At 36.8% G+C, this 13168-nt stretch carries 13 protein-coding genes; 9 read left to right on the top strand and 4 right to left on the bottom strand.

The window, feature by feature from the left end; all coding sequences use genetic code 11:
- Positions 1 to 2: 2 nt before the first annotated feature.
- Complete coding sequence (locus AC0KUU_RS08170; protein WP_322552068.1) at positions 3 to 902, bottom strand: DMT family transporter; 900 nt, start codon at positions 900 to 902, stop codon at positions 3 to 5.
- Positions 903 to 1038: 136 nt separating this feature from the next.
- Here AC0KUU_RS08170 and pdxR point away from each other — a divergent pair, with 136 nt between their 5' ends.
- The 5 genes from pdxR (at position 1039) to AC0KUU_RS08145 (ending at position 7195) form a co-directional block, all read left to right on the top strand.
- Positions 1039 to 2472 carry a MocR-like pyridoxine biosynthesis transcription factor PdxR gene (gene pdxR, locus AC0KUU_RS08165; protein WP_043982548.1) on the top strand — a complete coding sequence of 478 codons (1434 nt, stop codon included), beginning with the start codon at positions 1039 to 1041 and terminating at the stop codon, positions 2470 to 2472.
- 513 nt (positions 2473 to 2985) lie between these two features.
- Positions 2986 to 3618 carry a hypothetical protein gene (locus tag AC0KUU_RS08160; protein WP_043982549.1) on the top strand — a complete coding sequence of 211 codons (633 nt, stop codon included), beginning with the start codon at positions 2986 to 2988 and terminating at the stop codon, positions 3616 to 3618.
- A gap of 138 nt (positions 3619 to 3756) precedes the next feature.
- Positions 3757 to 4602, top strand: a complete 846-nt coding sequence (locus AC0KUU_RS08155; RefSeq protein ID WP_322552069.1) for a DUF2971 domain-containing protein — start codon at positions 3757 to 3759, stop codon at positions 4600 to 4602.
- Between the two features lie 65 nt (positions 4603 to 4667).
- Positions 4668 to 4865, top strand: a complete 198-nt coding sequence (locus tag AC0KUU_RS08150; RefSeq protein ID WP_013083246.1) for a ChaB family protein — start codon at positions 4668 to 4670, stop codon at positions 4863 to 4865.
- Positions 4866 to 5260: 395 nt separating this feature from the next.
- On the top strand, positions 5261 to 7195 hold the full coding sequence (locus tag AC0KUU_RS08145) for an alkyl/aryl-sulfatase (RefSeq protein WP_322552070.1): 1935 nt from the start codon (positions 5261 to 5263) through the stop codon (positions 7193 to 7195).
- A gap of 9 nt (positions 7196 to 7204) precedes the next feature.
- On the opposite strand, the gene AC0KUU_RS08140 is transcribed toward AC0KUU_RS08145, so the two are convergent.
- A complete protein-coding gene (locus AC0KUU_RS08140; protein WP_165575111.1) occupies positions 7205 to 7360 on the bottom strand; it encodes a hypothetical protein in 156 nt (51 codons plus the stop codon).
- A 198-nt stretch (positions 7361 to 7558) separates the two neighbouring features.
- On the opposite strand from AC0KUU_RS08140, the gene AC0KUU_RS08135 reads away from it, so the two are divergent.
- Both AC0KUU_RS08135 and AC0KUU_RS08130 read left to right on the top strand, forming a co-directional pair.
- Positions 7559 to 8851, top strand: coding sequence for a Glu/Leu/Phe/Val family dehydrogenase (locus tag AC0KUU_RS08135; protein WP_097823367.1), 1293 nt, complete (start codon positions 7559 to 7561; stop codon positions 8849 to 8851).
- Positions 8852 to 9089: 238 nt separating this feature from the next.
- Positions 9090 to 9650, top strand: coding sequence for a nitroreductase family protein (locus AC0KUU_RS08130; protein ID WP_043982556.1), 561 nt, complete (start codon positions 9090 to 9092; stop codon positions 9648 to 9650).
- 267 nt (positions 9651 to 9917) lie between these two features.
- Here the strand turns inward: AC0KUU_RS08130 and AC0KUU_RS08125 are convergent, their stop codons facing one another.
- Positions 9918 to 10403 (bottom strand): hypothetical protein, encoded by a 486-nt coding sequence (locus tag AC0KUU_RS08125; protein ID WP_165575110.1) that lies wholly within the window; start codon positions 10401 to 10403, stop codon positions 9918 to 9920.
- A 21-nt stretch (positions 10404 to 10424) separates the two neighbouring features.
- Complete coding sequence (locus tag AC0KUU_RS08120; RefSeq protein ID WP_322552071.1) at positions 10425 to 10838, bottom strand: thiol-disulfide oxidoreductase DCC family protein; 414 nt, start codon at positions 10836 to 10838, stop codon at positions 10425 to 10427.
- A 647-nt stretch (positions 10839 to 11485) separates the two neighbouring features.
- On the opposite strand from AC0KUU_RS08120, the gene AC0KUU_RS08115 reads away from it, so the two are divergent.
- Positions 11486 to 11815 carry a hypothetical protein gene (locus tag AC0KUU_RS08115; protein WP_097823364.1) on the top strand — a complete coding sequence of 110 codons (330 nt, stop codon included), beginning with the start codon at positions 11486 to 11488 and terminating at the stop codon, positions 11813 to 11815.
- Between the two features lie 129 nt (positions 11816 to 11944).
- Complete coding sequence (locus AC0KUU_RS08110) at positions 11945 to 12760, top strand: protein-glutamine gamma-glutamyltransferase (protein ID WP_013083260.1); 816 nt, start codon at positions 11945 to 11947, stop codon at positions 12758 to 12760.
- Positions 12761 to 13168: the final 408 nt, after the last annotated feature.

Below are 13168 nucleotides of genomic sequence, written 5' to 3'. Positions count from 1 at the left end.
CATTATCTTTGTATTGTGAACTTTGTCTCTTTTACCACTACTTTTCTTTTACTATGTGTAAGCAACACGCCGCATAACGTAATGATGCTTCCAACAATGGAAGCTGCACTCGGGATATCTTTTAAAAGCAGCCACGCTAAGAAAAAGGACAGCACAGGAGTTAAGTAAAGAGAAATGGCAGCCTCAGCAGAACCTATACGCGATGTCAGATAAGCGAGTACCATATAGGGAATAACGGTTGGAAATAATCCTAAATATGTCACGCTTATTGCTGATCTGACAGAGATATGTGCAAGTTCTGTTTCTAACCCAGGTAAAAAAACAAGCATAGAAATTGTAGCCCCCCAAATACTGTACGTCACAAAAGAAAGAAAACCATACTTTTTTAATAAATTTTTTTGACATACTATATAGATGCTTTCTGCAAGGGCAGCTAGCAGAATCAGTAAGATTCCATTAACTGAGTGTACAAAATTCTCTTTGCTCAAGGTTAAAAGTGCAATACCCGCAAAGCTTACTGCAGATCCAATCCATTTTCTTTTTCCGAACTCCTCCTGAAAAAGAAAAATAGCTAAAAGTGAAGAAAAAATAGGAGTAGTCGAGACCAGTAAACTCGCAATACCCGCACTCACCGTTTTTTCTCCAATGTTTAATGCCGTGTGATATACGGTAAAACCTAAAAAACCGAGTGCTAAAAGAAGTGGAATATCTTTTATATCAGGTAAGCGCATGCGTGTGGCTATTGCAATAACTAACAGCACTACAGAAGCAATACTTAACCGAACAAAAGCGAGGTGCTGAGGAGAAAACGATTCCAGCCCTATTTGAATAACTGGAAATGCTGAAGCCCATAAGCTAATCATCAGTATATGTAAGAACACCAGACTAAACGTTAATTTCATGCCTATTCATCTCCATTTTTCATTTTGAATCCAGCCAGTATCTATTGTGGTTCCCATGTTAATAAACATTTGATAAAATGTCTTCAACCAGTTTAAAAGCAATTAACCCAACCACTTTAAAAACAGGAGTAAATGTATGAATCAAGAGAACAGTTCGAGTTATCCAAAATACAAGCAAATCATTGATTTTATGAAAGAGAAAATTGCGCGTGGAGAATGGCCGATTGGAAGTAAAATTCCTAGTCAGCGAAAGCTTGCTGCTATGTTCGATGTTAACCGAAGTACGGTCATCACGGCATTAGAGGAATTAACAGCGGACGGTTTAATTGAAGGGAAGATGGGAAAGGGAACAATCGTTATAAATAATACATGGACACTTTTGGCTACGACTCCGCCCGATTGGAATGTTCATGTGAAATCAGGTATGCATCGTCCGAGTCAAGCAATGGTACAAGATATTAATGAATCCGAATTTAACTCAAACCTTATTCAATTAAGCAAAGGAGAGCTTTCACCTGACATATTCCCTAAAGATAAAATGAAATACGCTATGGAAAAAGTAGCAAAAAACATGGAGGTTCTGGGATACGAAGAACCAAAGGGGTATTTTCCTTTACGAAAAGAGTTAAGTACGTATATGAAAACAATGGGGGTTGAATCTTCTCCAGATTCTATTTTAATTGTTTCCGGCGCTCTTCAAGCTCTTCAGCTTATTTCAATTGGACTGCTGCAAAAGAACTCTTCGGTTTTGCTAGAAAAACCTTCTTATCTATACTCCTTACATGTATTTCAATCAGCCGGAATGAAACTCAAAGGTCTCTCTATGGATGAGGAAGGAATAAAAGTAACAGCTATAAAACGCGCTGACCCTCAAGAAGGGCAAGCTATTTTATATACAAATCCATGTTTCCATAACCCAACGGGAACATTAATGTCCTCAAAAAGGCGTTACGATTTGCTGAAAGAATGTGAGGAACATCAGCTTCCTATTATTGAAGATGATTTATACCGCGAATTATGGCTAAATAAACAGCCTCCGTTGCCATTAAAAGCTTTAGATAAAAATGGACACGTGTTATACGTTAGCAGTCTTTCTAAAACATTAAGCCCGGGATTACGTATCGGATGGATAGTCGGCCCAGAACCAGTCATTGAGCGTTTGGCGGATATTAAAATGCAAACGGATTATGGATCCAGCTCATTGTCTCAAAGAGTGGCAGCAGAATGGTTTAAAAATGGCTTATATCAACAGCATATGGAAACGGTACGAACCGAATTGCGAACAAGAAGAAAAGTTATGCTGAATGCTTTAGAAACATATGCAGGAGATGTAGCGACATGGACGAATCCTGAAGGAGGCTTTTTTATATGGGTGCATATTCAACCTTCTATTTCAATGAAATCTTTATACTCTCGTGCTTTAAAAACAGGAATATTGCTTAATTCCGGAAGTATCTATGCACAAGAAACCGGCAGTTATCTTCGGCTTTCTTACGCCTATGCTTCTTTACCAGATATCGATAGAAGCATTAAAATTATTGCTGAACTTATTCGGGAATTGCAAGTATAATAAAAAAAGGAGTAGTGGATTACCCACTATTCCTTTTTATTTGTATCAAACTCTTCTTCCTATAAAAAACTCCAAGTAACAATTGACTATATATTACCGTCTATAAATACATGTTATCTTTTATGGCAAAAATAAGTTAAGAAGACTTTTAATTTGCTTTCTGTATTTCTTACATATAAATCGTGAATGGTTTTAACTACGTAATCATTATCAAACATTTTCAACACCTCAATTATTGTTAAGTTTCCTGTTTGTTATAGTTTATGAAATAATCAGAAGCATATCATCCGCCATCAGCTGTAACTTTGCCGTTCATCTTTTACAACTAAAGGCTGAAATTTACGCTCATTATTGAACGCACGAATAACAGGATATGCAAAAAAATGAAAAGTGTGCACGTTTTGTTTTAAAAAAGCTATATCTTTAAAAAAAGAAAATTGTCACACACATTTATGAATATGTATCTACTAAGCAAGAAGACTTTTTTAGTTGGTGGGATTGAAGGTGAAAAAGATGGATGAATTATTTAAAGATCTTGATGTGTACAGGACGCAAGAAGAAATGAAGCAGTATTTTGAACATACGCAGAAAATGATTCATCAAAACAGAGAATATATAAAATTGGCTCGACTTAAAAAAGGGCGTTTCAAAAAGTTTTTTGAAGAGTTTTATCCGCTTTATTGCTTCAGCCAATCTTCCTATTGTCCGAGGAATTCAAAATTGAAGCTTATTATTGGAAGTCAAGGATACGACGGATTAATTCTTCAGCCGGATGGTACTGAAAAACGAATTGAAATTACTTCTTACAAAGATGGGAAACTGGAATTTGAAGATGCACAGAGGGTGAATTCAGGAAATTTTGCTCTACCCCGTATCCAGACGGAAGGTTCTGTAGAAGAGTATATAGAAAAAGTGCTAGAAAACATCCAAAAAAAGAGCAAAAAAGATTACAGTGGAGCATCCATTCTATTTGTTGTACACACGTTTCATTATTTTGAAGCCTACGGGAAAAGTTCAGCTGCCTTTATTCGTGCCTTAAAAAAAGAAATGAAGAATACTGATTTTCGAGCGGATAAAATTTATTTATTGGAATTAAATCAGCCAGAAAGTGAAAGTGTTAAGCAAAATATTCATTTCATTAAATAAGAAGACACGCTGCAGATGTTGAGGCGTGCCTTCTTTTCTGATAACAGAACTCTCCTAATACAGGTGGATAATTTTGAAAATTACAACAATTAAGTGCTATAATTCAAGTGTGAATATGCATTCAGAGGAGGAAAACCAATGGATTTAGCTTATAGAGATAAAGCTTACGAATATGCCAAAAGATTCGAATCTAGCTATGACGATTATGATGAACGCTATAAGGTGCACAATAATCCGACGGTATGGCGATTTATGCCGCTGTCTGATTTTCAAGATTTACTGGAAACCAATGCGCTTTTTTTCGCAAAACCTGATGCATTTTCGGACCCTCTTGAAGGATGGTCTTCAATGTGGAACATAGAAGAGTTAAGAAAAAAAGGCGAACGTCATAACCGTACCTCTAGAACCTATATAAGAAAAATCCATGAATTTTCTGCTGTTTCATCCTGGCATATCAATGATTACGAAGCCGCTGGAATGTGGGATCTATATTTAAAGGGGAATGATGGCGTAGCTATTAAAACCACCTATGAAAATTTATTGTGCAGTATTAAAGATTTACGCTATAAAATCTTCTCTGGCAAAGTGCAGTACATAGACTTCCAAAAAGAAATGGTTAGTCACTCTGTATATGACACGTTATTTTACAAGCGCAAATCCTATCAGCATGAAAATGAATTGAGGCTTGTTATTGTAGCAAGTCGTATACACGCTTGGAAGCTGCAAAAGCTGTTCGAAATTCAAGGTATTTCCGCAAATCAATGGCAACAACGAATGGATATCCTTGAAAAAAGATCGTATGAGTTTTCTCATGAGCATGGTAACCTCCTTACATGTAATTTACATCAGCTTATCAATGAAATTTACGTATCACCAAGAAGCGCTCAAAGCTGTGTAGATGAAGTAAAAGCCCTTGCTAAAAAACACGGACTCGCTTATAAAAAGGTCACTCAGTCCGACTTGTATAAGGACTATATTTATTAAATGTTTATGTTATTTGAAAACAGGTAAATCAGTAGTAAAAGATGTTTTCAAGGAGGAATACTATCATGCCTTACAATTCATTAAAAGAACTGCCGGATGGAGTAAGAGATAATCTTCCTCATCATGCTCAGGAAATTTATAAAGAAGCATTCAATTCAGCAAGTGATGAATACAAAGAAGAAGCTACCGCTCACAAAGTCGCTTGGAACGCGGTGAAAACGAAGTACAAAAAAGATGATAATGACAACTGGGTGAAAAAATAGAGACAAAAGAGCCTAACCATAATGGATTTATTATTTTTTGAAAAAATCTCCCAATTAGGTTTCAATTATTTTTTCGAGGGTATACACTCTATGTAAGGCCAATACAAGAAAGGAGAGACTGTACACATGCATTGTTTTACAGCGACTTCAAGAAACGTATTGAGCACCTTAGAAGGAAGATTTGTTTTGATTACAAAAGGCACATTGGTAAACAATCGTTATACTAAGTGCTAGGCTGTCTAATTCAGACAGAATACTCGACTATTCAAACATGACATTCAGTATAAAAAAGAAGATGCGTGCTAAGCGCATCTTCTTTTTTGTTAACTCTATTTTCCCTCCCTTTTTGTACTTCGTCTCATTTTTACGCATAAAGTAATAAAAAGGAGGGGGTTATGCTGTGTGATTATGAACAGGAGTTAACGATTCACCGAAAAGATGCTACTCAAAAGACCGCAGCGACTAATGCTGATACTTATAAAAACATAGACTGGGAACAAGTGAAATTAGAACAAAATCTTGCGGATTACCAAGCTCTTGTACGCGTACCTTTTCCTCTGATTTTCAAAAAAAATCAGCTGTATCCTGTATGGGATTTAAGAAAGTACGCTTTTTTATTTGAACAATCTACACCTGCTACTGTCCACCCTAAACTGTGGGAACAAGGAAAATTAAATGTACAAGCCGGCTTATATCAAGTAACTGAAAATATCTTTCAAGTAAGAGGCTTTGATATGGCTAATATTACATTTGTTAAAGGGAAAACGGGATGGATTGTTATTGATTGCTTGACGTCAAGAGAAACAGCAGAAGAAGCACTTAAACTAGTAAACCAGCACTGCGGGAAGCGTCCTGTTAGAGCCGTTATCTTCTCACATTCACATATAGACCATTACGGTGGAGTTTTAGGAGTATTACCTGACTCAACACAAAATAAAGCTAGTAAAGTTTATGCTCCTGCTGGGTTTATGGATGCGGTTATTGATGAAAACGTCACGGCGGCAACAGCAATGACACGAAGAAGTCAATATATGTACGGTATTCAACTGCGACGCGATGAAAAAGGCCTAATTGACAACGGTATCGGAAAAGAAATTTCATTTGGAACAATCACGCTTATTAAAGGAATAGAAGAAATTCGTCCTTCCGAACATCATTCTTATGTAAGTAAGAAAATTGAAGGCGTCTCATTTCAATTTCAGCTTACGCCAGGAACGGAAGCGCCTGCTGAAATGAACATCTATATTCCTAGTGAAAAGTCTCTGTGTATTGCCGAAAACTGTACGGCCACTCAGCACAACCTCTATACGCTCAGAGGAGCAAAAGTAAGAGACGCAGCAGCATGGGCAAGATACTTGCAGCAAGCAATCGATTTATTTGGCCAAGAACTAACAACTGTATTTGGGGTACATAATTGGCCAAGGTTCGGAAACGAGTCGTGCATCACATATATCGAAAATCAACGAGATGTTTATCAATATATTCATGATCAAACATTAAGGCTCATGAATCAAGGATATACCATTGATCACGTTGGCCGAATGATGAAGCTCCCAGAAATCCTATCTCACGAGTGGTATACCAACGGTTTTTATGGAACGGTTAGCCACAACGCAAAAGCGGTTTATCAGCGCTATATGGGCTGGTATAACAGCAATCCTATCGATTTAAATAAACTGTTTCCTGAAGAGTCAGCTAAGAAGTATGTAGAGTATATGGGGGGAGCGGACAACATTGTCAAAAAAGCGCAGCGTTGTTTTCAACAAGGCGACTATCAATGGGTAGCTGAAGTGACCAAACAAGTTATTTACGCTGATCCTCACCATGTAAAGGCAAAACTTTTATGTGCAGACGCGCTTGAACAATTAGGGTATATAGCGGAATCTGGCCCTTGGCGAAATGAATATTTAACAGGAGCCAAAGAACTTCGTTTAGGTAATATACCGCTGCCTGCCAACATTATCACAAAAGAAGTATGGGATACACTTCCTTTAAAAAATATTTTAGAACTATTTAGCATTCGCGTAGATGGATTAAAGGCAGGTGCATGTAACTATCGTCTATTGTTTGTCATACCAGATCGTAATGAAGTAGCTCTCACAGAATTTAAGCATGGAATCTTTAGGTATCTCGGAGATACGCGAAAGAAAGCTGAGGTGACGGTAACGATGTGGCAAGATACCTTATATCGACTCACAACTACAAATGATCACTCTTATAGCTCGGTCATATTTGTTCAAGGAGATAAATCAAAATGGGATTTCTTTTTGTCTTGTCAGGATTCTATCGATCCAAACTTTAACATTGTGACACCTGTTTCTAAAAAATAGAGCATCTGATTACAGCTCAGAAAGCACATCGTTGACTTTTTGTTCAAAGCAGCTGTCGCATGTGAATATTTCTTTTTCTTGAAAAGATGTTAGCCTTTCTCCGCAGATGGAACAGCATTCTATACAGTAATTGTTTCGCTCTTGTTCTTTTCTTTCATGTAACATAGCACTTTCCTCCTTTGCAGTATAAATAGTTTGTCTTATTTCTTTAAGTATATACTAATATCAGCCTATGCAGGGAATATAAGGCTTGCTAATAGAGATTATTTATAATATAAAAGCGTTGTTAAGCAACAGAAATTGGCACAGGAATTGCATGTTAAATCGTTGAGAAAATTCAATGATTAATATGGGGTGAACAGAATGTCCATTACAAAAACAGCTAGTGAATTAAAAAGAGAACAGCAGCAAGAACAGGAATCACTTAATTTATTTTTATCTACTCAAACAGTTATTCAAGAAGCGCTTCAAAAGCTAGGCTATGGTGAAGAAGTATACCATTTATTGAAAGAACCGCTGCGCATGATGACGGTTCGCATTCCGGTTAAAATGGATAACGGATCGGTAAAAGTATTCACCGGCTACCGCTCTCAACATAATGATGCTGTCGGGCCTACTAAAGGAGGAGTACGTTTTCATCCTGAAGTAAATGAAGAGGAAGTGAAGGCATTATCCATTTGGATGAGCTTAAAATGCGGCATTGTCGACCTTCCGTACGGTGGCGGTAAAGGCGGAATTGTATGTGACCCAAGAAACATGTCTTTTGGTGAACTAGAACGACTCAGCCGCGGCTATGTAAGAGCCATCAGTCAAATAGTTGGGCCTACTAAAGATATTCCTGCACCGGATGTCTATACAAACTCTCAAATTATGGCGTGGATGATGGATGAATATAGCCGACTGCGTGAGTTCGATTCTCCTGGTTTTATTACCGGAAAACCTATCGTACTCGGAGGATCTCAAGGACGCGAAACTGCAACGGCTAAAGGAGTAACCATTTGTATAGAAGAAGCTGTTAAAAAGAAAAACCTTAACTTGCAAGAAGCGCGAATTATTATTCAAGGATTCGGAAATGCCGGCAGTTTTCTCGCTAAGTTCATGCATGATGCAGGAGCAAAAGTAATTGGCATTTCAGACGCATACGGAGCTCTTTATGATCCGCTTGGTCTCGATATTGATTACCTGCTTGATCGACGCGACAGTTTTGGTACCGTAACAAATTTATTTACCAATGTGATGACAAACGAAGAACTATTAGAAAAAGAATGTGATATTTTAGTACCTGCAGCCATTTCGAATCAAATTACGGTTCGCAACGCTCATCGCATTAAAGCTTCTATTGTAGTAGAAGCAGCGAACGGACCGACTACGCTTGAAGCTACGCGCATTTTAGATGAAAAAGGCGTACTTTTAGTGCCAGATATTTTAGCGAGTGCTGGAGGCGTAACGGTTTCATACTTCGAATGGGTGCAAAATAATCAAGGCTACTACTGGTCTGAAGAGGAAGTAGCTTACAAATTACGCAAGGTAATGGTAGATTCATTTGAAACGGTCTATCAAATCTCTCAAGAAAATGACGTAGATATGAGGCTTGCTGCTTATATGGCAGGAATCAAAAAATCAGCTGAAGCTTCTCGTTTCCGCGGCTGGGTATAAGATAAAAAAAACGATTTGGACTCTATATTCCAAATCGTTTTTTTATTTGACAAAACTGCCAAATAATTAAAAGAAAACCCGCTAAAAAAACAAACACGCTTAAAAAATTGGCATATTTATTTATCGTTACCTAAGTAATAATCAAAACATTTGACAGTGAGAATGATTTTCAATTATTCTATATTCAAGACAAATACATACTTATAATAGATTGAATGTAGAAAAGGAGATAGAAAGCATGAACGTATTAGATATTATTAAAGCTAGAAGAACGATTGGGGCCATGCAAGACAAAGACGTATCAGAAGATGCTATTAACCTTATGTTAGAAGCCGGCACTTGGGCTCCTAACCATAAAAAGACAGAGCCTTGGAAGTTCCGCGTGTTTACAGGGGATTCACGCGTTCGTTTAGGAGACGAAATGGAACGTATTATGAAACAAAAAACTGCTCACTTAAGTGAAGAAGAAGCGTTGAAAAAAACAACAAAAGCAAAAAAAGGACCGCTTCGCGCTCCTGTCATTATTGCTGTAGCAGTAAGTCCTTCTGGTAAAGTGCCTGAAATTGAGGAAATCTCTGCCGTAGCGGCAAGCATACAAAATATGCTATTAGTAGCGGAAGAACAAGGTTTAGCTACAATTTGGAGAACCGGTGAAATTGTCTATCAGACAGAACTGAATGACTTTTTATCTCTAGAAGGAGACGATAAGCTCTTAGGCTTAATTTACGTCGGACATCCTAATAAAGAAGCTTCATCAAAACGTATTCCATATCAAGATAAAACGATTTGGTATCGTTAAAAGGTTATTCCCATGTTTCTATAAATAAAAGGCAGCAGCTCATAAGTTGAGCTGCTGCCTTTTTTATTGTTTTTGAGAGTGGCGTTAAGTTGCGCTTTTATAAGCTTACCTGCAGCAGTTTCTTTAGTATCTTATGGAGAACTTCTCTGGTTTCCGTAACTACTAGTCAAAGCAACATAGGAATTGTCTGGGTTCAGTCTTCTTTTCGAAGACCAAAATAATAGGTACATGCCAAACCGAAGATAATGGGCGGCAAAAGAAAGACAATCATTTAACGGTCACCTTCCTTTCCGATGATTGAACGTCTACCTTCTGCATTGGGGTAGCAGTGTTGACAAAGAAGATGCCTTTTAACTTTAAATATTCCATCAATACTAATAGCAAGCTCATTGCAAGCAGCGGAACACACACCACCTTAGCAGGAATATTGAAACAATAGTTAAGGACAGTGATGTTGGCAATAATGGGGAGAAAAATAATGTTCCCTAGTGTTGCGGTACGCGGAATCACCAATAGCAATGCAGCTAATAATTCGCCAGCGGCAATAAAATAGTTGTAGAAATCGGAATACCCAAAGAAATACCACGCCAGTTTCATCGCAGAATCTTTTGTTGAATCGAACACAAAATCGCCTGTTATAAATTGTCCTGGGTAGATTTTGGCCATTCCATAAATAAGAAACGTAATGGCCATGGTCCACCTTAGGGTCGCAAGAATACTTAAACGAAATTTCTCTTTTGTTGATAAACGCATTGTTTTCCTCCATTTGTATGCTTAGTCCAAAAATCGCATTTTAGTTTCAGGGGTTGGCAACATGCATGACGTTTGTTTTCCAAACCACTTATACCGATTACGTGCAATGAAACGATAGAGTGGGTTTCGAATGAATGCGGGAATAACTCGGAAACACGTCATCAGTTGAATGGGCCCCCGAAGCCGGCGGACAATATGTAGGATGGCCGTAGACTCTGTGTAAAGATTCCCGTTCATAAGAAGAATGGCCGATTGAAGTGGTGGATGCTCATAGTTATGCTGACTCAGCAAGGTTCCCGCAGTATCGGATTGAAGCGATGCAAAACGAAACAGATCACGTGAATCCCGCTTGATGACCAATTGAACCCATTGATTACAGAGATTGCAAACACCATCAAATAGAATAATAGGATGGTGTGATGGGTTTTTAGGCATGACTTCTCCCTATTTCCTTTTTTATGAATATTTACTAAAATAAGTATAATAGTTTACATATCGGACCACAAGACATAAGGTTAAATATGGGTATATTTCACTTGAATGTAGCGCATCATCTAATAAGCTTCTACTTTTTGCCTTTATTGTAAATAATTAAAACTTTTTTACCTATTTTCTTCAAAATGTAAAACTATTCCTGTTTTGAAACGTACTAGATATAGTAGAAATTTACAAAAGGAGATGCGATATAAGAGTTAACTATCTTCGTTACTACAGAAAAAAACTGACTTCGAGGTGAAAAATTTAACTAAAGTTTATAAAGGAGGGGGCTATGAAGTTACTGCACTAAATGATATTTTAGCTTCTAGATTCTATATAAGTAAAAGGGCTATCGAGATTGAAAGGAAGAGAGTGAAATAAAAATTAAAAAAACAAAGTTATTAAACATATTAGGACTTTTATTAATAATGAGCGCTACGCTTTATCCAGCTGGCTACATAAAATCACTTTATACTTTTATAGCGCTATATGGTGTAGGTATGACTTTAATTTTAACTGTAGGAATTGTATCTAGAAAAAGGCGTTAATTGTTTTAGGGAGTTTAAAGTACTTAAATTTACTTTTTTATAGGAAAGAGGGAAGAAATGGACGTTCAAAAGGTAGCAAACTTATTTTTGATTTTTGTCTTAATTGCAGCAGGCATTTCCTTGGTAATTGGCTTTGTTGTTGCTGTGAGAAGTACAAACTATAAGAAGGGATACATAAGTACTTTTATATCCAGTGTTTTCTTTTTAATACTTATTGTGAGCTGGTATGATAAAGCATCTTCAAACGTTTTTATGGGGACAATACCTTGGATTTTAAATGTTATTGCCGTCATTATTGTGTTACCACTGTACGTGTTAGTTGCTCGCTTTATATTTAAAAAGGTTACAAAAGGACAAAAAGGAACAAAAGAAAAGATTATTGGTTAAATTACTTTCTTTCATCGTTTTTTCTAATCTTCACGATTTTAAATAAATGAAGATACACAAAATCTTTTTTTATCAATATCCTGTTAGAGAAAGTGATTGATATCATTTTCTGTAAAGGAGAGAACGTCTATGATTAAAGTTAACCAACAAATTGTGAAAATAAGTGATCTAAATAATAGTTCGTTAACGAAAGAAAAAGCAGACATTTTAAAACAGATGGATGCCTATAGGGAAGTGTATGAGTATGCTACATTTGACCAGCTTGATTTTGATGTATCTGTTAAACTACAAATTATTGAATCGTCTGTGTTGCTGCGCAAAAGTGGCGCCAAGTTTGCTACATTTGCACGTTCTAGGTGTAACGAAAAATATTGGAAACGAACCGATAACGGAGGGTTTCAGCTACTGCCTACCGTTTCTCCTCATCAGGCCATCGATGATATTTTTTACAACGGACACGAATATGCGTTTGAGTGCGCGACGGCTGTTATCATCATCTTTTACAAAGCTGTATTAAATAATATTGGAAAAGCAAACTTTAACAGGCTTTTTGCTGATCTTTACTTACACGATTGGCAATATGATGAAGATCTTGAGCTTCATGGTTATAAAGGATCTGACTACTTGCCCGGAGACTGTGCGTATTTTAAAAATCCTGATTATAATCCTGATACTCCCCAGTGGAAAGGTGAAAACACAATTGTATTAGATGAAACTCTATACTTTGGTCATGGAATTGGAATTACAACGCGGGAAAGAATTATTGAAGTGTTAAATTTAAAGAGAAAAGACGACGCAAAGCAATCAGCTTACCTGTCAGATGAAATTGTCAGGCTTCACACCGCTCACCTCAGTTATTTTGCAGTTAGATACGAACCCGTTGTTTGGTACGACAGAAACAGCGCTATTATTTCCACTATTGGGTCGATTACTTACGTAGCTTGATTGATCAAAGTTTTGATACTTTGGTCTTTTTTTGTAAAAAGGAAAGAATTACATGAAGGTAAATTTAAGAATTCAAAAGGATTTTATGTATAAAAGAAGAATCCATTTAATACACAGGTCTTAAAACTAAAAGGAAAGGAGGAGATTACCATTAAAAATCGTGATAAAAGACGCAAGAGAAAACGCGGCGCATTAAAAGATTATCTAAAAAATAAGCTAGGTCAGCTAAAACCGAAGCCAAATAAAGGACCTGTCTCAAATTTGAAGTCTTCTGCTTAAAACATCCCCCTAGTTTTTATATAGGGGGATGTTTCTTTTGAATTTTCTTTTATTTTAAGGTTTAAATGTTATGAGTGGCATTTAAGGGATAATTTGTGCACAATAGACATTGAATAGTTTATCTAATAC

This window comes from Priestia sp. ST2, from assembly GCF_055810735.1.
The sequence above is the reverse complement of the archived record's forward strand: the minus strand, read 5'-3'. Positions and strand labels throughout refer to the sequence as shown.